The following is an 18,560-nucleotide window of genomic DNA, read 5'->3' as shown; positions in this document are numbered from 1 at the left end:
GTTAAAAAAATATTAGTGGATGCTGTTCAAAAAATAGCCTCCAGACAAAAAGACACGACCGAAAGATCGTGTCTAATTATGACTATATAAGAAAATATGCAGCCAAAGAGAGCTCTTCATTCGCTCATCGACATAGTTGAATTGAAATTATGATTTCTTGGAATGATAGTAACTACTTCATTATAAGAAATCTCATAATCAAAGTTCCTTCCAAAAGAATGGTCTTTCGTTGCATAAGTGATCGCGATGCACATCGCTTTCCCCCTAAACCAAATCGTTTTTACACTTTTATCTTACATCTGGTATTTTTATATCAAAAGAAAAGTCCAAGGAGATTTATTTCCTAGCATGTATGAAAAATCGTACTCAGAGGAAATCAAAAAATATTTTGGGCTAAACATACAACAAAAAAGACACGATCGAAATCGTGTCTAATCGTTGATATATAAGGAAGGTACGGGATTTGAACCCGTGCACCACATTACTGCGGCTCGCCGGATTTCGAGTCCGGTGCATTACCACTCTGCCAACCTTCCGTAAGTACTATTTTTAAACTTTTTCCACGAAATGTCAAGCCTATTTCTAACAGATAAATAACAGAAACCGTTTTTTTACAAAAAAAGTCCATTGACAGTTTACAGCCAACGGACTTACCGGTCAAATTCATAATGATAGAACACTATCTGATTGTTTCAGGATTATCTAATGCTAAAATCGAGTCAATTGTCCGTTTGATCAGTGCGATGATTTGTTCTTCTGTTGGATGCATGATGTTTGATGACATCAATGATGCTAAGCCAGTCACCGCTACCAATGTACCAGTATGCAAGGCATCGATATAATCATCCGATAATTGATTGTATCTTTCATCTTCTTTGACTATTTCACGGAAATAGTTGTAAGAAAAATCATGCATTTTCTTTCCGTCCCCATGTTCATCAATGTACAATGCCATGTAAAGACTATGATGTTTCTTTGCAAAGTAGATATAGTTCAAACCGAGATCAATGATTTTATCACCCGTGCGCTCAATAGGGAAAACATCTTCTTTTAGTTGTTCAAAGATTGAATCCAATAACGTATTTTTCAAATCTTCCATGTTTTTGAATTCCAGATAAATTGGCTGAGTCGAAATCCCCATCTTTTTCGCAATGTTTCTCGCAGTAAATCCTTTAAACCCTTCCTTTGCAACAACATCATAAGCAGCTTTTAGAATTTGATCCTTGGTATAGACTTTTCTTCTCATTAAAACTCCCCCACTTCTTTACTGCAGTATATGTTGTTTTATTGTACCCTATTTTTAGTATTTTTTGCAAACATTTTACTCAAAACGTTATATTTTAAATTTTTTTCTCAGTCTTCTTTAACTTTTTTTGCAAAATTAAAAAAATTTGGTTAAATTCACTGGGTTCCCTTACATTTTTAGTTTTAACCTAAATGATAGTTGACCAAATCTTTCATTTCAAGTTATAGTTAAAGAAAACGAAAAAGAAGGTGTGTAATGGAAAACGAAACTGACGTTATTTATATTCATCCTCAAAAAAGAATCGTTTCACAGAAAAGAAAATATTTTTATCTTAGTTTTACAGGTACTTTTTTTCTTTTTATTGGCTTAGTTTCTGGTACACCTGCCGCTAATTGGAGTGGACTACTGACTATTCTTACCTCGCCAAGCAATCTTCTGACAGATTATTTTGCTTTGGGTGGTTTTGGAAGCGCATTTATAAACGTTGGGATCTTGACCTTACTTTCTGTGCTTTTGGCTTACCGGCAAAAGGTGATTTTAAATGGCCCCTTATTCGCTTCGATTTTAACAGTTACCGGTTTTTCTTTTTTTGGCAAAAACCTTTATAATTCGATCTCGATCATTTTAGGTGTATACCTGTATGCTGTATTTGTCAATAAACCTTTTTCTCAGTATATTATGATAGGACTGTTCGGCAGCGCATTGTCGCCGGTCGTTAGTTACATTACTTTCGGTATGCGCTTTCCTTTGCTAGTAGGTGTTCTGCTGGGCAATTTGGCCGGTATAGCAATTGGTCTTCTTCTTCCGCCATTGGCTGCTCAAACTTTAGTTTTCCATCGCGGGTTCACGCTTTATAATATTGGATTTACCTCAGGCTTGATTGCCATGGCTTTTACTGCTGTTTTGCGATTGTTCAGCTACTCGATTGTCGAGAATACATTGGTTTCCAATGAATACCATTCCCCTCTCGTCTGGATCATTTTCGGCTTTTTTTTGCTGACAGTCGGTTTTGGTTTCTATTATAATTCCTTTCGACTTTCGGGTATTCGAGAGATTTTCGATTCCTCTGGAAAACTGACAACTGATTTCATTGCTAATTCTGGTATCGGTGCTACTTTGATCAACATGGGGCTAGTTGGTCTAATGCTTTCTTCTTATGTTTTGCTGGTTGGTGGTAAGTTAAATGGACCTGTCATCGGTGCTATTTTATCTGCAGTTGGTTTCAGTGCTTTTGGTTGTCATTTGAAAAACAGTTTTCCGATACTAGTCGGAATCTTTCTTGCTTCTTTGTTTGGGACATTTCATGAAATCACCAGCACCGGCATGCTCGTTGCCGCTGTGTTTGGGACAGGCCTCGCGCCCATAAGCGGTTTTTACGGCAGTTTTTACGGTGTAATAGCTGGTATGTTACATATTGCTCTTGTCCATAACGTCAGCACTTTGCACGAAGGACTCAATTTATATAACAGTGGTTTTTCAACTGGATTCGTTGCAGGCATCCTTGTACCGATACTAGATAACTTTACCGCTGTCAGAAAGGAAAAAAAGACACTTGGAAAAAGAATTATCAAAAAGAATCATCGATGAGCTTCTTACTTATCTATATTCCCACGAAATAACTGAAATACGTATTGGCGTAGAATTTGCTGAGGAGGGACTTTTCATAGAAATACAGGGCACAACAGAAACTCAGCCAGAAGATCTAGATGTACTTGCTGATTTGCTGAACCATCCTCGAGACCCTAGCATGGAAATCTACTATCAGGAGCTATTAGGTAATCCTCGACATGATTGGGAAGATTATCATCTGCTAGGTAGTTTGATTGACGATGTGGAAATCATGTATGCCCAGCCGATTATCAATATCAAGATTTTCCGGCGTGCTTCTCCTCGCCCCTATTATTAACCTATTTTACAAAACAGCTTCATCCACCTAAAACAGCTCCTGAAAGTTCGATTAAAAATCTACTTTTAGGAGCTGTTCTAAGCTTGATATTATTGATTTTCCAATCCTTTGTATAGTTCATCTGTTACAGGTTCTAAAAACTCTGAATTACCAGCAGTGATCGCCAAATGTTCAAACCAACTGTCTTTTGTCGCACCATGCCAATGTTTGATCCCTTTGTGCGTTACGACGACATCTCCAGCCATTAATCGTCTTGCTGGCTTTCCTTCTTCCTGATACCAGCCTTCTCCTCCGGTCACAAGTAAGATTTGATAGCCGTCTGTATGGACATGCCAGTGATTGCGACAGCCTGGTTCAAAAGTTACATTCCCTACACCAACAGAAACTTCGGGATCGTTTACTAACATATTCAGATAGCTTTGTCCGGTAAATACTTGAGCGTATGCTTCGTTTTTTTTACCTGCTGGAAAAATCACGCCTTTTTGTATTTCTTCGTGTTTTGTCATCATTTACGCCTCTTTCTTATCTTCTCTATTTTCTTCTAGATAGATTTCTTTTGCTAAACTAAAAGCCGACCAAGCTTTTGGCCACCCTACATAAAAAGCTAAATGGGTAATGATTTCTGCTATTTCTTCACTAGTAATGCCATTTTGCTTGCCAATTTTCAGATGAGCTGGCAATTGCTCAAAATTCCCTCCTGAGATCAAAGCAGATAGGGTGATGATACTACGCTGATGAGGAGATAATTCTTTTCTTGACCATACTTGTCCAAATAAAACATCGTCATTCAATTCTGCAAATTTTGGTGCAAACTCCCCCAATTGATCTCTTCCTGCGGTTTGTTTTTCTGCCATTTTTTTATTTCCTCCGTTCGTGATTGCTAGGTGATTCGAACATTGTTCTTAATTACATCATTATCTATTGTTTCTTCGCATTTTATTTTAAGCCCCATTTTTTAACCTGTCCAATGCTTAGTTTATTCCATCAGTATGCTTTCCAAGCATAATTGTTAACGTTTTCTATCTTTTTTCTATTTTTGAAAAAACAAGATATTAAATAAGTCTTTAGTTGGATGTTTTTTTGAGATTATTCTTTTATACTTATAATGAACGTATGATGAACTTACAAAATTGTTTGTTTTCTGTCATCTTAAAAAGTGGCGCAGACAGTTGCTTTTCTAGTAAAGTATAGATATCAAAGAACCTCTAAGGAGTTGATGAATAATGAATATTGCTGCCTCTCGAAAACTGATAAATTTCATTTCCATTATCGGATTAGGTCTATCAATCGCGCTGACGATTTATTTTATTAATTTAGGTGTTTTCAAAGATTTGAATGCTTTAAGAGGATTAGTAGGTGATTCGATCATTCTAGGTCCGGTCATTTTTATCTTCATCCAAATCTTGCAAGTGGTTATTCCAATTATTCCTGGAGGAATCAGCACTGCAGCGGGCGTCCTGATATTTGGTCCTTATGCTGGCTTTATTTACAACTATGTTGGAATCTGTATTGGTTCGATTATTATCTTTCTTCTAGGACGACGTTACGGAAAACCATTCATTCTTTCCATGATCAGCGATAAGACCTATAACAAATATATTGGCTGGTTAGACAATCAAAACCGCTTTGAAAAGCTGTTTGCTCTAGCTATTTTTCTTCCGGTTGCTCCGGATGATGCGTTATGTTTGATGGCTGGATTGACAAACATTTCAGTGAAACGATATACACTGATTATTTTGATTGCTAAACCACTATCGATTTTCTTATACAGTATGGCTTTGATTTATGGAGGACAATATCTAAGTGGTCTGCTTGGTTAATATTTATTTTGCAAAATCAGTTATTGATTGATTACCAATGTTAATTCTGGGAAAGGGTCTGCAAGATACATTGCGCCCTTTCCTTTTTCATTGGATTTGCGCTACAATGTGAAAGTAGGTGATAGGATGTATTATTTGAAACGTAGCTTAGGCAACGCGTGGGATTTTTTGAAAGGGACACAAGCTTATTTCCGTGATGTCTTGCTGATGCATGGCTTTATTTTATTTATTTGTTTACCCTTATTGAGCAGTACGACTCGTTTTATTTTGCACCGAGGAGCAATTGACTATTTGTCTTATGACAATATTCCTTTGATTTTCTCTCAGCATCCTGGAGTTCTGCTGTCGTTAATCGCCGTTTTACTGACGATTTTACTATTGGTTTATTTCGAATTTGCATTTCTTTTGATGAGCGTCTTTTTTATTAAAAAGAAAGAACCGGTTTCTTTAAAGCAGCTCTTGCACTTGACGATACTTCAACTGAAAAAAGTGAGACCTATTACTTTTTTGTTTTTTCTTGCTTATTTTTTATTGATTCTACCGATCAGCGGGTTAAGTTTCAATTCTGATTTACTGTCAAAAATAAAAATTCCTGCTTTTATCATGGATTTTATTTTTGCTAACCGCTGGATCGTCGTCAGTTCCTTTTTACTCGTTTACATTTTTCTTGGCTATATTGGGATTCGTTTGATTTTCGCTTTACCTGAAATGATTTTACGAGATCGACCTTTTCGAGCATCCATCCGAGAAAGCTGGTTGCTGACCAAATCACGTCTTTTTGCCATCATGGGGCAATTTATCGTGATTGGCGGTACGATTTTACTTCTTTCTTCTTTGGGATATATCGTTGTTATCTTGGCACAAAGTGTTGTTGAAGAATTTTTCCCGAATTACGCATTGATCAGCGCTGTATTTGCGATGACGCTTTTACAAGGAATTTTATTATTCAATATCGTGATGTCTACTGTAGGAATTTTTTATATCATCGTTGATTTCATGGATGACGAAGGTTTCTTACCAGAGATTCCCAAGTGGTTTACGCCTCAAACACCCAACGTGCGTTTATCTGCGCTGAAAAACACTGGTTTGACCCTTTTTGCAGTTTTTTTCGGTATTGGCGTTTGTCTTTACAATATGGATTATCTGACTTCGGCAGTTCAGACAAACCCAGTGACTGTATCTCACAGAGGTGTAAGTACGCAAAATGGGGCGCAAAATACTTTAGAAGCACTTGAAAAAACAAGCAGAGACTATCGTCCTGATTATATAGAGATGGATGTACAGGAAACAAAAGATGGCCGTTTCGTAGTGATGCATGATGCAAATCTTCGCCACTTAACAGGGGTAAATCAAACACCACAGGATTTGACATTGAAAGAATTGACAAATCTTACGGTTACTGAAAATGGGTTCCAAGCCCCTGTGTGTTCTTTTGATTCTTATTTAGAAAAAGCGCATGAATTGAACCAAAAATTACTTATTGAGATCAAGACCTCTAAAAAAGATTCGGATGACCTGGTCGAACGATTTGTTCAGAAATACCGCAAAGCGATCTTAGAGAATCATCATATTTTGCAAAGTTTGACGTATCAAACTGTTTCTGATTTAAAAGAAGCAGAACCAAACTTTTATGTGGGCTATATCTTGCCTTTCAATATCGTTGGACCACCCGTAACGCCTGCTGATTTTTTGACAATGGAGTATAGTACGATCAATCGTAACTTCATTAATTCTGCCCATCAAGATGGAAAAAAAGTATATGTATGGACAATCAACGATTCAGATGCTATGAGTCGCATGATGTTTTATGGTGTGGATGGTATCATAACCGATGAGATGGGACTACTAAATGAAAGTGTGAAACAAACAGATGAAGAAATCACTTATTCAGACAAGCTACTAAATTTTGTTTTGGGTGTTGGCTAATCAAAAATAGTTGATGAAATAAGCCTTTATACAACAAAAAACGCATAACCTGTTACCGCAGGTATATGCGTTTTTTGTTTGACATTCATAACGTGTCCTTAACTTTCTCTTGATTCCTTCATCGCACGAACAATAGATAAAATAGCAGGAATTGCAGAGATCACTGCAAGAATAATTCCCATTTTCCCTGAACTTTTTCTTTTTGGCATATCTTCTCGCTCCCTTCTGTCTTTATTTATATTATAAGGGAGTTCTTGCGAATTCTCAAAAATACTGTTTAAGAAACCAATTCAGCAGGTGCACTAATATCACAGAATTTTACGAGCATGCGGTACTTGCTTTCATGGATGATTGGATGGTCTCGTTGGTCATAACTTTCAACATACACGACAGCCGTGTTGTTATATGTACGTTCAATACAGCCGATTAGTTCGTGAGATACGCCGATCGGTTTGCATATATAAGTTCTTCCTACTTCCGCTTTTACCATTTCATTCCCTCTTTTCTTTGTTTTTCTTTATTTTATAATAACAAATCTCCCTCCATTTGAAAACGTTTTATTTTGCTTTTTTATTTTTATTTGATTTATTTTTTACTTTTTAGATAACTATTTTCTTATCATAATTCTAGATGTTGTGACAAAAACGTTTGTTTATATTCCTATGTTGTTCGTGTGTTCTTTTCATTATCCTGCTAAATTATTTACAGGGGGTGAGCATATGATCTATATCCAAGCAATAGTCTTTGTAACGTTGATGGTTGGACTACTTATTGGCTTGAAAGAAAACAGCTAATTGATTTAAGAAAAAGTAAACAAGAAAAGTGATAAATGCTTTTTAATTGCATGAAAAAACGGACGATGCTAAACTTGTTATAGGTTCGAAAGTTTAAAGGAAACTTTCAAGAACTGAATTACATTACAAAGGAGATGAATTTTATGACGTTTACAAAAACAAATATGCAATACCGCGTAGCCTTTGATACAACTTCTAACCGTTTTATGGCGATTGATGCACAAAACGAAAATAACGTTGCGTTTGGTATTACAATTGAACAAGCAGTCCGAGCATTAAATGAATCTAGATAAGGAGTGACCCATTCCAAATGGCGACTGATGAGATCTCGGAAAATCAATAAAAGACGTTTGTAACGGTGATCCGCGACAGACGTCTTTTTGTATTCATTACATATATTTGGAAATTGTATCTCTTTATCTCTAGACCTAAACAAAAATACAAGTTCTAATATCAACCATCTCGTTTTTTATGACAATTTTGTTAGCTGTTTCGATGATAATATTCCGTTATTATCTGTATAATATTTAATATAATAAAAATAAAAAAGGAGATCTTTCATGAAAAAAATTTTAGGGTTGATCGTTATCATATTGATTGCTTTTATAGGATGGAAAGGCTGGGACTACTATCAGTCTACTTATGTAGGAAAAGATTATTATGCAGTAATCAAAGCACCGATGCCTGCAGAAACTGATATTAAAGCAGATAATGGAGAAGTAATTGGAAAAGGGTTTAAATATAACGTAGATGCGTACGCTGAAAACGGTGAAAAAAGACAATTGGATTTTGATGTCATCACTTCTGGCGACTCTGCTAATGGTTCTGCCTATCCCGAAGGAACAATCTTGCAGTTGAAAGCAAGCGAAAAGCGAATTATAGAGAAAAAAGTAATCACTAGCGATAAAGTACCTTCATCTATAAAAGACAAATTAGGGCTATCTTAAGATTAAGAAAATATCGCAAAAAAGCACTCGATTTGAGTGCTTTTTTGTTTGTTGATTTTAGAAAACAAAAAAATAGAATTGGTCTTCGAAGTCACTTTCCTGTTCTTCCAGTCCTTAACTAAAAAACAAGGCAATGAATCGATTCCCATACAAACAAGGGGCTGTGACAAAATTCTTGTCACAACCCCCTTTTTCCGAATAAACGGTGTTAATATGTGTTAAGTACCTAAATGGGTACCAGCTTTTATTTCAAAGCCAACATGTTTCTATCACTGATTTTTTAAATCTAGCGAAAAACCCTTATCTTACAGGCGTTCGTTCAATTCTTTCGCAAGGTCTTCAAAGCCTGGTTTGCCTAGAAGTGCGAACATGTTTTTCTTGTATCATGTATACATTTATTACTTTTTTTCTCTTTTATACCGTTAGAAAACGCCGAAATATCAGCATTTTATCTATCTCTTGTTTTTTCTATCTTTTCTGATTTTTAATATCACTATCACCAAAGCTATCACTAGTTTTTCTATTATTTTTACTTTTTTATATGTATATTGAAACAGGAGTTAGAAAAATTAATAGAAGAACGAAAAAAGACCTCAACCAAATTTAATTGCTGGGGTCTTTTTATAAGAAGAAATGCATATTATCGTTTAGATATTGTCAATACATATTCAGGAAAATCTATTTTAGGGTTTACAATAAGAACGTTTGTTCGTATAATCTTTTTGAGGTGAACTTTATATGTTAATGGAAGGAAAAACACAATTATGGTTTAAATTTGATCCTTCGAACAAATTCATTAAAGACTTTCACAAAGTATGGGATTCAGAAGTTTTCTTTTTAGCAATCGAAGATAGCTTATTAATCAATCTCTACTATTCTAATAAGAACTACTTTAAAATTCCTGCTGCGAAAACTAGAATGAAGAAATATGTATATTTTTTGTTTGATATCGTGACTGACGTGCCAGACGCACGGAGCGATCATCGGCGTTATGACTATATAAAGTATACTTTCGTTGATCCAGAAAGGTATATAGATTAAAATAAGTTACCTAAAAAGGACAAATACAAATTTTATTATCTTATTTATAGTAAGAAGATAATTTAAGATTGCGAAATACGATACTATTTGTAATCTATAGTATCAGTCCTATAAAATAAACATCTAATTAATTACTCTAAATCCTAATTATAAGCCTTTTTTCTCACTTTTTTTCAAAAATATGGTATGCTTCTTAGTGAATTCAAATATATGGTATGCTTCTTAGTAAATTCAAATATATGGTATGCTTCTTAGTGAATTCAAATATAAAAGAGTTTAAAGCGTAATACACTTATGGGGAAGTGGTTTGGGGTGCGCTTTAAACTCTTCTTTATTATTATCTCACAGCATGCTTAAAAGGTCTATGTCTATGGATTAAGTTATGTAAAAAAGTGCCTCTTTAAACGTCCTAAAATCCAAACAAGGATAGCATAATATACACTATCGTTGATCCAGAAAACAGGTAAATAAATTTTGCAAAAGCAATAAGTTAAAAACATTACAAAAAAGACAAGGATATCACATCAAGAAAAAATGTTTTGAAAATATCTTTGCCTTTTTGTATTATATCTATATTAAATAATCAATCACAACACATTAACTAATTTATATATTTAATTTGTTGTTTTTCTATAATTGGATAACTAATTAACTTATGACTATCTAAGTCTTCTTTATTCATATCAATTGCAGTAATTTGACTGTCTTCATATGTTCGATAATAATAGATTCCTTTGTCAACATTGCAACAAGAAGAATAAATTGTATATTCATATTTTCCATCACCAACATCACACAAACCTTTTTGTTGTTCTACTGAACCTAAGATATGGAAAAATTGACTAATACTTTCTGACTCTGAATCTCCAGATACAGAATTCAGCTTCGTAAAAGTCGCTTTAACAAAACGAGATACTGAGGATAAATCTCCAGGCAAGCCTATCCCTCCCATACCGCGGCTATAGGCATTCAAACTTATTTGATTTGAAAAATTATTTTTAGGAGTTTCACTCGATAAGACACGATAATTGTTTAAATTAAATAATTGATAGTCAAATGAAGGATTATTGGTAAGAACGCCCACAGGGTTATCATATATATGAAGTCCATCTTTCATACTTTCAATGACAATTGATTTTTCTTTATCAGCTAATAGCCAATGTAAAGGGGATAAAGGAAGTTCATCACTATAATTTATATTTGCTAAATTGATATTTTTTAACAATTTTTTAGCTTCTCCTACTGTTGAGCATTGTCCTAAAATCCAAGGAATAAATTCAAAGGGAGATACATTGTCTTTCCCTTCTTGTATTTCTTTATAATCAGCATACCCAGAAAAATTTAGCCCAGCCATACTCAATCCTTTTTCATTTGTCGCATCGTAATAAAGAGGGTAGTCAGCTATACCAGCGGCAATACCAATCATTGCATAATGAGTATCCAAATCATTTACCTTTCGAAAATTCAACTTATAATTTCTTGGAGTAACAGTGACTACTTCATTGTAAGATATTTCATAATCAAAATTCCTTCCAAAATAATGATCACTTGTTACATAAGTAATAGACGTACACATAGTTTATTCCTCCTAAATATTGTTCTGTCCACGTTCATTTTACTCCAAAGTTTTCCTCATTTCAAAAGAAAATCACAGAATACACGAAGAAGCGTTTCTATTTGTATAAACTATATCAAAGTTCTATACTTAAATTATCAAATAAAAAGGACGTGAAGATAAATGTCAAATTTAGAAAACAAAGAAGAAAAAGTTGTAAACAAAATTGTTTCTGTTGTCAATAAACTGGATAAAGAGTTAGACGAACTTGATACGTTATCTAAAAATCCAGAAAAAAAACATAACCTAAAAAAATGGTTAGTTGAACGAAAGGCTATTCATGAAATTAAAAAAGTTCTTCATGAAGCTGATAAATATGAAAAATATGATGAAAAAGAACTTGATAAAGAATTTAAAGAAATCAATGACTTATTACTATAATTGATTTATACGACTCATTTTTGAGTCGTCAGACTGCAAACAACACTCTAAATTTAGGAGTTTGTCTACAGTCTGAATAAATTTTAAATTTATTGTCCATAATGTTATTATAAATTTATAGCATTAAGAAAAGAGATAAGACTTTACATTTTTTTAGGAATGTAAAGTCTTATCTCTTTTCTTAATTGTACAATTAGTATTATCTGCACTACTTTCTAATTAAATAAATTTTTAGTTATTAACTTGATTAAAATCAGAGATAATATCAATTAATTCAGTTTGAAGGGTTGTAACGATTAAATGGAAATTTTCTTCATCTGTTTTATTATATGGGGATGTTTTCGTTATATATAACAACTTTTCTTTTTCAATTTTCATTAATAACTCTGTCGAAGTCTGTACTTTATCTTGATAGTTAAATGCAGACATCCCACTTTGTATAATTGTAATTATTGCTGAAGCAATTGAAACAATCAATAGTAAAGACCTGTGTTCGGAAGCCTGATCAATTAATATTGGGATACTAGCTGATAAGACTATTTTTATAATATTTCCGATACCAATTACTCTATTATAAAATCGAATTTCTTTTTTTAATCTATCGATTGTAGAATCAATAGATTCGATAAACGCTTTTTGATCCATCATTTTCTCTCCAATCATTTTATTAAAATCATTAACAAAAATATTATAATAGGATTTAAGTAAGTTCTAACTAATCACACATAAAAATAAAAAAACATTTGTATTTTATCAAAGTTTTATTATACTTGTCAATTTGTGTACATCCTAAAATATAAGCTATTTGTTTACTTCTGTAGAATATATACTTTGGAATGGCAACAGTTTTTTTGACAAATTTTATAAGGTGCAGAACTTCTTTCCGTATGCTATTCCGATTGTCCTTGACAATGAGCCTCCTCGGATGTGACGATCTTCGGCAGGAGCTAACAGTTAAAGTTAGACTGCCTCGCTAGCGTTAGCACATCCGAGCTCATTATCAAGGATTCGCTGCGCCAATCTCTGGTTACGGTAACCAACCGGTGTCTCGTAGCCAAGTGTACCGTGCAACCGAAGGTGGTTCCACCAATTGACATAGTCAAATAACTCCAAATCCAATTGTTGTAAGGTTTCAAATGTGTATTGATAGACAAATTCTACTTTCAACGACTTATAAGTTGATTCAGCTACGGCATTATCAAAAGGACAGCCTTTATGACTCAATGATCGATTGATGTCAAAAGTTGTTAATAATTCATCAATAGCTTGGTTATCAAACTCTTTTCCACGATCAGTATGAAAAATCTCAACCTCTGTCAGAGGTTGTTTGATACGGCTAAATGCTTTTTTTACTAGAACGGCATCTTTATGTTCTCCACAAGAATAGCCGAGAATTTCTCGATTGAACAGATCCAAAATGAAACAGACATAATTCCATTTTTTCCCGACTCGTACATAAGTCAAGTCTGTTACGATCGCTTCTAATGGGTTGTCTCTTAAGAATTTACGATTCAATACGTTTGTCGTTTTGGCTTCATTGCAAGTAGAATGATGTACTTTAAAATAAGCAACAGTATAGCTCGATTTTAATCCTCTATTTTTCATGATTCTACTAATTTTTCGTCGGCTGATCTGAATGCCTCGTTTTGATAAGGCTTTTTTTATTTTTCTTGAGCCGTAGGCCTTTCGGCTGCGGATAAATTCTTCAGCGACTACTTCTTCAAGTTCTGATTCGTCTTTCTTTGGTTTTGATTGATAATAATAGGACTGACGTGATAGACCTAATATTCTGCACATCGCTGATATAGGGTAAAGATGCTTATTCGCATCGATTACTTGTCTCTTCGTCCGAATATCAGCGCTGCTTGCTTTAAAATATCATTTTCCATTTCTAATTGCTGGTTTCTTTTACGTAGTTCTAACAATTCTTTTTGTTCAGGCGTAAGATTATCTTTTTCTTTGAATGAACCACTCGTTTTAGATTGCTTTACCCATTTGTCAAATGCTGAAGCCGTTAGTTCATATTCTCGAATGATTTCTACACGTGGCTTTCCAGCTAAGTAAAGATTGACGATTTGTTGCTTGAATTCTTGTGAAAAAGTTCTTCGTGTTCTCTTAGACATAAAAATTCCTCCTGGTATGTTTTCTTCTAGTCTACACACCTTAATTTTTCTGTCTAGTTAATTGTAGCCTATCCATTGTTTTAGACTTCCTTTCGTGCTAAAATACAGTTAAGTTATTTTGTTATGTTGCCGATTAGCGATTGCCGTCGCTGGTCGGTCTTTTTTGTGTTGGCATTTTGAAACTTTCTCTTACAGCAGTAACCGCTACTAAGGTTCCCCAATAAATAAGTGCATATGCTGGATTAATACTTGCCAGTACGATTGCTACTAGGCTCATAAGCAAAGCGCTTTTGACAGTCATTTTAAATACCGTTCTCATTACTTCACTCTCCTCTCTAATTAGTATTGCGTTCTTCCCATTCTTTAACTAATTCAAAATCGTATTGCAAAACACCTCTAACTCTTCGGGAAGGTAATGGATCATTATTTGAATTAGTCCATTTGGAAATAGTAGCTACTGAGACACCGAAATATTCAGCAATATCTTTAGCTTTCTTCCATACTCTTTCTTTTGGCTTCTTTTTTGGAGCTAAAGGAACCACTTTTTCCATTTGTGAAACTTTCATTTTAACTCTCCTTTCATGTATCCTTGATTAATCCAATATGATAATCGCTCTTCACTTAGTTTCCGAATATCGATACCTAATATTTCACACAAAGTACTAATTAGAGTTACCTCCACCATGATTTCATCTAAGTACTCATAAGCGTATGAAATTATTTGTTGACGATCATCAACGGTTAAATACTCAACGTTTTTGAGAAGAATTTTTTCGACATATTGTTTCTTCTGCTTTCGCTCATCGGATTCAATTATTTGAAGCTTATCTAGTGAAGAAGGATCTCTTCTATAAACATCACTATCAATAGATTTGAATAGTCCAAAAAATTCATGGATCACTTGCATAGTAAAATTAGAATCTCTGAAATGATCTGTTAACACTTGAGCATTTTCTAACGTCACAGGCTTAGTCTTATGTGGCGTTGTCCAGTCACTCAATGACTGTTGAGATACATTAACTTGCTTTGCTATTTCTTTCTTCGTTTTGCCACTCTTATTTATCACTTTAATTAATGATTCTCGAATGACAGCTGATTGTTTTAACAGTTTAAACACCTCAATTTCTTATTCGCCCGTATATCAATACGAGCAATTTTTTTTATACTATTAATTTAAAGAATCAAACGAAAGCTACTTCGTCTAATTCACGTTCAAGCTCTTTTTGAACTTCTTCAACTAAACGATTAAGTTGATCATCTGTAGCACACTTAATGATGTGAACTAGTCTAGGTCTTGCATCAAGTACGATGTTTATTTTTTCTTGTCGTGTCATTTGGTGTTTCTCCTTTCTTTATCACTAGTTTCGATTTTAGATACTTTATGGGTAAAAATTTTTGCTAATGGGATATCCAATAGCTTTGCTAAATAAGGCAGTTCTTCTGGTTTAAAATTATATTCGCCAGTTTCTCTTCTATAATATTTTGCCTTATCATTAAAACCCATAAGATCAGACATTTTTTTTAAAGAGTAACCTTTTGTTTTGCGTCGCTCTTTTATTAGTTCAAGATTTACTTGATACATATTAGCACCTCCAAAGTTTCTTTTTTAGCAACCTTATATACATATAACACATTGCGATTTTAGATACGTCAACAGAAAAAGTATCTTTTTTCGCATCTTTTTATATCTTTTTTCGCAACTATGGTAAAATAATTGTGAAAAAAGCAACGAAAGGAGTAGTCTAATGTCAAAAGATCTAGTGAATAGAATAATAGATTTACGAGAAAAACGTGACTGGAACCAAGCAGAGTTGGGCAGAAAAATTGGATTAGAAAAATCAGCAATGAATAAAATTGAAAATGGCACTAGAAAAGTTTCTACAGAAGAACTCCAGAAATTAGCAGAAGTTTTTAATGTTACTACTGATTACTTACTCGGAAGAAATCAAACTCCTGAATGGGCTGATGAAAATGATTTAGTTGAATTAGATAAAATGCTCGATTCCAATGTTAATATGGCTTATGGTGGCGAAACGTTAACTGATGAAGAGAAACAAAGAGTAAAAGATGTTTTAACTGGTCTATTTTGGGAATTTAGAAAAGAAGACAAAAGTAAAGAGAAGTGATTTTCTATGGAGATGGACGTAATTAGTCTAGTTGGCAAACTGAAACAAAAATATAATTCGGCCAATCCCTTTACAATTTGCGAAAAAATGGATATTCAAATTAGGTATGTTCCTTTTTTGAATAACCCAAAGGGACAATTTCAAGAATTGTTAGGACGTTCGATTATTCTTCTAAATCACGAACTAAAGTATTCTGAGGAACGGTTCTATATTTGCGCTCACGAACTAGGTCACGCAGTTTTTCATCAAGGTTTATCTAGTTATTATGTCTCTACCCGATCCTCCAGAAGTAAATCAGAGAGTGAGGCAAACTGCTTTGCCGCCAATCTTATTGTTTCTCTTTATAAAGAAGATAATGATCAATATCCTAGAAAAATTGAAGATTTAACAAATTTATATGGACTTCCTAAAAATTCGTATAGATTTTTAATTTAATTGGCGACTATCACTACCTGCCGTTAAGTGGGAGTAAATATATTTTTATTTGTTGGAGGAAGAAATGAAAAAAATAGTTGGGGTAGGATTAATTCTGTTCTCTAGTATCGTACTAGGAGCATGTGGAAATAGTAATTCAAATTCTGATACGCCTAAAGAAACAACCACTGCGAGCTCTACAATGGTTTCTCTTGAATTCAGTAGCTCTGTGGAAAAAAAGACTAATCTTCTATCAAATGATTCAGATTTCGGAAAAATAGCTGATAATGTACCTGATGGAGAATCCATAGAAGTACAAGGTAAACAAGATTATTCAACCAATTTTAATGATAATTCTTGGGCGGGTGTTAACCTAAATATCGATCGGGTCTCAGTTGTGAAAACTACTGATATCAAAGACTATTCAGATAATCAATACAATGGTTTTGTAGCCGTGCATTACAACATAGATAATACACAACAAGATGTATCTATATACCCTAATCAAGCCACAATTGTAACTGACTATGGTGAGCAAGTTGATGATGGCGGAGTCTTTAATTATGATTCATGGGATGGTGACTTCATGAAAGGAACAAAAAAAGATGGTTGGGGCATCTATCCTTTATCAAAACTTCCTGATGCATCTTCAATCAAATCTCTTCGATTGAAGATTGATTCTAGCTATGAAACTGATAATTATGATGATGAAAACTCGTATCACACATATGATATTAACTTAAATTTACAATAAAGACTGGCCTTCGGGCTTTTCTTTTTAAACGTAAAAGAACATAAGTTCGTATAAAAACTCTGCTAATACGACGATTTTCTAAATATTCGTTCAAATAACATACCTCCCCTAAAATATTCTTATTATTAGGAATGAAATACGAAAGGATTGGTTTTAATGGCTTCCATTAAAAAGTACTATTTAAAAAAATCAAAAGAATATCGTTATGAAGTCTATATATCAAATGGAATTGATCCTGGTACTAAGCTACAGAAAAAGATTCATAAAAAAGGGTTTAAAAGTCATGAAGAAGCAGAAAGATTCGCAAAAATTGTCGAAGGCGAAATAGCTTCGGAAGAATATACACAAAAAAACCCTAAAAATTTGACTATAGAAAAGTTTATGGACGATTGGATTAATAACTATAAAATGAATGTTAAAGAAGGAACAAGAATTGTTCACAGAGCAAATATAAAAATGTACATCAATCCATATATTGGAAAATATAAACTAGATAAATATACTAGAGCTGATCATCAAAGATTCATCAATCAGTTACTTACTAAAAAGGGTTTGGGGAGAACTAAGGAAGGTCTCTCAGTAACAACAGCCAAAAGTATTAACGCCACTCTTAGCAATGCTTTCAAAAAAGCTATTCAGTTAGGATATATAAAGAATAACCCTACTAGTTTTGTTGAGTTTCCAAGAAATCCATCTGATAAAAAGAAAGTTAAATATTATACTTTTGATCAATCTGAACTATTTCTCGAATTTGCCAAAAAAGAAAAATCATTTATATGGTATCCCTTTTTTCTTATTATATTTGATCAAGGATTGCGAAAATCAGAAGCTTTAGGGCTTCAATGGGCTGATATTGATTTTTCTCAGAATACACTTAATATTAATCGTGAACGTCTTGGGCTGCTGAAAAAGGACCTAACAAAGGTTTGATTATTACAGATGACACAAAAACCCCATCTGGTACACGATCATTGCCTATGACAAAACGAGTAAAGAAAGCCTTATTGACTTTAAGAAATCAAGTAATAAAAGAATTTGGTTTTTTACCTGAAACAGATGACCACGAAGCATTTATTTTTATAAACACTTACGGAAAAAATAAAGGTATTCCAATAAGGGATCGAACTGTTAATGGTGCTTCTCACAGAATTGAAAAACGTGCTAATCTCCCCCACATAACTGTGCATGATGGCAGACATACTTTTGCAGCTAGAACGAGACAAGCAGGAATACCTTTAGAAGATATCAAAGATTTTTTAGGTCATAAAGATGTTTCTACTACACAAGTCTATGCCCATATTTCTCCCGAAGTGAAAAAAAGATCAATGAATCAACTAGAAAACTATATAGAAGAGCAAATAAAAAAGCACTCAAATTGAGTGCTTTTTTAAGTTCACTATCACTAAAACTATCACTAATTTTATTTAGAAGCGAACATGTTTCTATCACTGATTTTTTAAATCTAGC

General features: G+C 33.7%; 23 protein-coding genes, 1 tRNA gene and 2 pseudogenes. 12 read left to right on the top strand and 14 right to left on the bottom strand.

Going from position 1 to position 18,560, the window contains the following annotated elements; genetic code table 11:
• Nucleotides 1-140 precede the first annotated feature (140 nt).
• The 3 genes and pseudogenes from IGK53_RS05020 to IGK53_RS05010 form a co-directional block, all read right to left on the bottom strand.
• Nucleotides 141-254, bottom strand: a pseudogene (locus IGK53_RS05020) (linear amide C-N hydrolase); the annotation flags it as partial.
• 194 nt (nt 255-448) lie between these two features.
• A tRNA-Ser gene (locus IGK53_RS05015) sits at nt 449-536 on the bottom strand.
• A gap of 143 nt (nt 537-679) precedes the next feature.
• Entirely contained in the window at nt 680-1,246 is a 567-nt protein-coding gene (locus tag IGK53_RS05010; RefSeq protein WP_002329364.1) for a TetR/AcrR family transcriptional regulator, read from the bottom strand.
• Nucleotides 1,247-1,501: 255 nt separating this feature from the next.
• Here IGK53_RS05010 and IGK53_RS05005 point away from each other — a divergent pair, with 255 nt between their 5' ends.
• Together IGK53_RS05005 and IGK53_RS05000 are read left to right on the top strand one after the other, a co-directional pair.
• Entirely contained in the window at nt 1,502-2,833 is a 1,332-nt protein-coding gene (locus IGK53_RS05005; RefSeq protein ID WP_002329365.1) for a DUF1576 domain-containing protein, read from the top strand.
• Nucleotides 2,799-3,152 (top strand): hypothetical protein, encoded by a 354-nt coding sequence (locus IGK53_RS05000; protein WP_002335822.1) that lies wholly within the window; start codon nt 2,799-2,801, stop codon nt 3,150-3,152. Before IGK53_RS05005 ends, IGK53_RS05000 begins: the two co-directional genes overlap by 35 nt.
• An 89-nt stretch (nt 3,153-3,241) precedes the next feature.
• Here the strand turns inward: IGK53_RS05000 and IGK53_RS04995 are convergent, their stop codons facing one another.
• Together IGK53_RS04995 and IGK53_RS04990 are read right to left on the bottom strand one after the other, a co-directional pair.
• Nucleotides 3,242-3,661 carry a cupin domain-containing protein gene (locus tag IGK53_RS04995; protein ID WP_002329367.1) on the bottom strand — a complete coding sequence of 140 codons (420 nt, stop codon included), beginning with the start codon at nt 3,659-3,661 and terminating at the stop codon, nt 3,242-3,244.
• Nucleotides 3,662-4,006, bottom strand: a complete 345-nt coding sequence (locus IGK53_RS04990) for a carboxymuconolactone decarboxylase family protein (protein ID WP_002329368.1) — start codon at nt 4,004-4,006, stop codon at nt 3,662-3,664.
• A gap of 369 nt (nt 4,007-4,375) precedes the next feature.
• Between IGK53_RS04990 and IGK53_RS04985 the strand changes: the two genes are divergently transcribed.
• Complete coding sequence (locus IGK53_RS04985) at nt 4,376-4,972, top strand: TVP38/TMEM64 family protein (protein WP_002329369.1); 597 nt, start codon at nt 4,376-4,378, stop codon at nt 4,970-4,972.
• Nucleotides 4,973-5,098: 126 nt separating this feature from the next.
• Nucleotides 5,099-6,898, top strand: a complete 1,800-nt coding sequence (locus IGK53_RS04980) for a glycerophosphoryl diester phosphodiesterase membrane domain-containing protein (RefSeq protein WP_002329370.1) — start codon at nt 5,099-5,101, stop codon at nt 6,896-6,898.
• A 277-nt stretch (nt 6,899-7,175) separates the two neighbouring features.
• Here the strand turns inward: IGK53_RS04980 and IGK53_RS04975 are convergent, their stop codons facing one another.
• Nucleotides 7,176-7,388, bottom strand: a complete 213-nt coding sequence (locus IGK53_RS04975; protein WP_002329372.1) for a hypothetical protein — start codon at nt 7,386-7,388, stop codon at nt 7,176-7,178.
• Nucleotides 7,389-7,835: 447 nt separating this feature from the next.
• On the opposite strand from IGK53_RS04975, the gene IGK53_RS04970 reads away from it, so the two are divergent.
• From IGK53_RS04970 to IGK53_RS04960, 3 genes are all read left to right on the top strand, one after another.
• Nucleotides 7,836-7,985: a hypothetical protein gene (locus tag IGK53_RS04970; RefSeq protein ID WP_002293931.1), complete on the top strand. Its 150-nt coding sequence runs from the start codon at nt 7,836-7,838 to the stop codon at nt 7,983-7,985.
• Between the two features lie 267 nt (nt 7,986-8,252).
• Nucleotides 8,253-8,639 (top strand): YxeA family protein, encoded by a 387-nt coding sequence (locus IGK53_RS04965; protein WP_002329373.1) that lies wholly within the window; start codon nt 8,253-8,255, stop codon nt 8,637-8,639.
• Between the two features lie 738 nt (nt 8,640-9,377).
• Complete coding sequence (locus IGK53_RS04960; protein ID WP_002329374.1) at nt 9,378-9,680, top strand: DUF5960 family protein; 303 nt, start codon at nt 9,378-9,380, stop codon at nt 9,678-9,680.
• Between the two features lie 601 nt (nt 9,681-10,281).
• Here the strand turns inward: IGK53_RS04960 and bsh are convergent.
• Nucleotides 10,282-11,256 carry a choloylglycine hydrolase gene (gene bsh / locus IGK53_RS04955; RefSeq protein ID WP_002287105.1) on the bottom strand — a complete coding sequence of 325 codons (975 nt, stop codon included), beginning with the start codon at nt 11,254-11,256 and terminating at the stop codon, nt 10,282-10,284.
• Between the two features lie 162 nt (nt 11,257-11,418).
• Here bsh and IGK53_RS04950 point away from each other — a divergent pair, with 162 nt between their 5' ends.
• Entirely contained in the window at nt 11,419-11,676 is a 258-nt protein-coding gene (locus tag IGK53_RS04950) for a hypothetical protein (RefSeq protein WP_002329375.1), read from the top strand.
• 231 nt (nt 11,677-11,907) lie between these two features.
• Here IGK53_RS04950 and IGK53_RS04945 read toward each other — a convergent pair whose 3' ends face one another.
• From IGK53_RS04945 to IGK53_RS04915, 7 genes are all read right to left on the bottom strand, one after another.
• Complete coding sequence (locus IGK53_RS04945) at nt 11,908-12,339, bottom strand: DUF4231 domain-containing protein (RefSeq protein ID WP_002308843.1); 432 nt, start codon at nt 12,337-12,339, stop codon at nt 11,908-11,910.
• Nucleotides 12,340-12,636: 297 nt separating this feature from the next.
• Nucleotides 12,637-13,799, bottom strand: a protein-coding gene (locus IGK53_RS04940; protein ID WP_086956687.1) for an IS3 family transposase whose coding sequence is annotated in 2 segments (ribosomal slippage) — nt 12,637-13,523 and nt 13,523-13,799 — 1,164 coding nt in all. Because the reading frame shifts where the segments join, the coding sequence is not laid out codon by codon here.
• Nucleotides 13,800-13,932: 133 nt separating this feature from the next.
• Entirely contained in the window at nt 13,933-14,118 is a 186-nt protein-coding gene (locus tag IGK53_RS04935; RefSeq protein WP_002290431.1) for a hypothetical protein, read from the bottom strand.
• Between the two features lie 16 nt (nt 14,119-14,134).
• On the bottom strand, nt 14,135-14,365 hold the full coding sequence (locus tag IGK53_RS04930) for a helix-turn-helix domain-containing protein (RefSeq protein ID WP_002290430.1): 231 nt from the start codon (nt 14,363-14,365) through the stop codon (nt 14,135-14,137).
• Entirely contained in the window at nt 14,362-14,916 is a 555-nt protein-coding gene (locus IGK53_RS04925; protein ID WP_002290426.1) for a hypothetical protein, read from the bottom strand. The genes IGK53_RS04930 and IGK53_RS04925 overlap by 4 nt, the downstream gene beginning before the upstream one ends.
• Before the next feature lie 64 nt (nt 14,917-14,980).
• The gene (locus tag IGK53_RS04920; protein WP_002290425.1) at nt 14,981-15,133 is read right to left on the bottom strand and encodes a hypothetical protein; all 153 of its coding nucleotides are present in this window, start codon (nt 15,131-15,133) and stop codon (nt 14,981-14,983) included.
• Complete coding sequence (locus IGK53_RS04915) at nt 15,130-15,381, bottom strand: helix-turn-helix domain-containing protein (protein ID WP_002290423.1); 252 nt, start codon at nt 15,379-15,381, stop codon at nt 15,130-15,132. Before IGK53_RS04915 ends, IGK53_RS04920 begins: the two co-directional genes overlap by 4 nt.
• Nucleotides 15,382-15,544: 163 nt before the next feature.
• On the opposite strand from IGK53_RS04915, the gene IGK53_RS04910 reads away from it, so the two are divergent.
• The 4 genes and pseudogenes from IGK53_RS04910 (at nt 15,545) to IGK53_RS04895 (ending at nt 18,472) form a co-directional block, all read left to right on the top strand.
• On the top strand, nt 15,545-15,925 hold the full coding sequence (locus IGK53_RS04910) for a helix-turn-helix transcriptional regulator (RefSeq protein ID WP_002290421.1): 381 nt from the start codon (nt 15,545-15,547) through the stop codon (nt 15,923-15,925).
• 6 nt (nt 15,926-15,931) lie between these two features.
• The gene (locus tag IGK53_RS04905; protein ID WP_002290420.1) at nt 15,932-16,360 is read left to right on the top strand and encodes an ImmA/IrrE family metallo-endopeptidase; all 429 of its coding nucleotides are present in this window, start codon (nt 15,932-15,934) and stop codon (nt 16,358-16,360) included.
• A gap of 64 nt (nt 16,361-16,424) precedes the next feature.
• Entirely contained in the window at nt 16,425-17,093 is a 669-nt protein-coding gene (locus IGK53_RS04900; protein WP_002329377.1) for a hypothetical protein, read from the top strand.
• A 156-nt stretch (nt 17,094-17,249) separates the two neighbouring features.
• Nucleotides 17,250-18,472, top strand: a pseudogene (locus tag IGK53_RS04895) (tyrosine-type recombinase/integrase).
• Nucleotides 18,473-18,560: the final 88 nt, after the last annotated feature.

The sequence above is a fragment of the Enterococcus sp. DIV1224 genome, from assembly GCF_050555455.1.
GTDB lineage: Bacteria > Bacillota > Bacilli > Lactobacillales > Enterococcaceae > Enterococcus_B > Enterococcus_B lactis.
Note: the sequence above shows the minus strand (reverse complement) of the source record. Positions and strands in the feature narration are given on the sequence as shown.

What these genes read in the sequence shown, in the direction of transcription:
- IGK53_RS04975 (WP_002329372.1), bottom strand. Translation starts at nt 7,388, where the DNA reads ATGGTAAAAGCGGAAGTAGGAAGAACTTATATATGCAAACCGATCGGC.
- IGK53_RS04995 (WP_002329367.1), bottom strand. Translation starts at nt 3,661, where the DNA reads ATGATGACAAAACACGAAGAAATACAAAAAGGCGTGATTTTTCCAGCA.
- IGK53_RS04915 (WP_002290423.1), bottom strand. Translation starts at nt 15,381, where the DNA reads ATGTATCAAGTAAATCTTGAACTAATAAAAGAGCGACGCAAAACAAAA.
- IGK53_RS05005 (WP_002329365.1), top strand. Translation starts at nt 1,502, where the DNA reads ATGGAAAACGAAACTGACGTTATTTATATTCATCCTCAAAAAAGAATC.
- IGK53_RS04960 (WP_002329374.1), top strand. Translation starts at nt 9,378, where the DNA reads ATGTTAATGGAAGGAAAAACACAATTATGGTTTAAATTTGATCCTTCG.
- IGK53_RS04905 (WP_002290420.1), top strand. Translation starts at nt 15,932, where the DNA reads ATGGAGATGGACGTAATTAGTCTAGTTGGCAAACTGAAACAAAAATAT.
- IGK53_RS04950 (WP_002329375.1), top strand. Translation starts at nt 11,419, where the DNA reads ATGTCAAATTTAGAAAACAAAGAAGAAAAAGTTGTAAACAAAATTGTT.
- IGK53_RS04965 (WP_002329373.1), top strand. Translation starts at nt 8,253, where the DNA reads ATGAAAAAAATTTTAGGGTTGATCGTTATCATATTGATTGCTTTTATA.
- IGK53_RS04945 (WP_002308843.1), bottom strand. Translation starts at nt 12,339, where the DNA reads ATGATTGGAGAGAAAATGATGGATCAAAAAGCGTTTATCGAATCTATT.
- bsh (WP_002287105.1), bottom strand. Translation starts at nt 11,256, where the DNA reads ATGTGTACGTCTATTACTTATGTAACAAGTGATCATTATTTTGGAAGG.
- IGK53_RS04900 (WP_002329377.1), top strand. Translation starts at nt 16,425, where the DNA reads ATGAAAAAAATAGTTGGGGTAGGATTAATTCTGTTCTCTAGTATCGTA.
- IGK53_RS04970 (WP_002293931.1), top strand. Translation starts at nt 7,836, where the DNA reads ATGACGTTTACAAAAACAAATATGCAATACCGCGTAGCCTTTGATACA.
- IGK53_RS04980 (WP_002329370.1), top strand. Translation starts at nt 5,099, where the DNA reads ATGTATTATTTGAAACGTAGCTTAGGCAACGCGTGGGATTTTTTGAAA.
- IGK53_RS04920 (WP_002290425.1), bottom strand. Translation starts at nt 15,133, where the DNA reads ATGACACGACAAGAAAAAATAAACATCGTACTTGATGCAAGACCTAGA.
- IGK53_RS04990 (WP_002329368.1), bottom strand. Translation starts at nt 4,006, where the DNA reads ATGGCAGAAAAACAAACCGCAGGAAGAGATCAATTGGGGGAGTTTGCA.
- IGK53_RS04910 (WP_002290421.1), top strand. Translation starts at nt 15,545, where the DNA reads ATGTCAAAAGATCTAGTGAATAGAATAATAGATTTACGAGAAAAACGT.
- IGK53_RS04935 (WP_002290431.1), bottom strand. Translation starts at nt 14,118, where the DNA reads ATGAGAACGGTATTTAAAATGACTGTCAAAAGCGCTTTGCTTATGAGC.
- IGK53_RS05010 (WP_002329364.1), bottom strand. Translation starts at nt 1,246, where the DNA reads ATGAGAAGAAAAGTCTATACCAAGGATCAAATTCTAAAAGCTGCTTAT.
- IGK53_RS04930 (WP_002290430.1), bottom strand. Translation starts at nt 14,365, where the DNA reads ATGAAAGTTTCACAAATGGAAAAAGTGGTTCCTTTAGCTCCAAAAAAG.
- IGK53_RS04985 (WP_002329369.1), top strand. Translation starts at nt 4,376, where the DNA reads ATGAATATTGCTGCCTCTCGAAAACTGATAAATTTCATTTCCATTATC.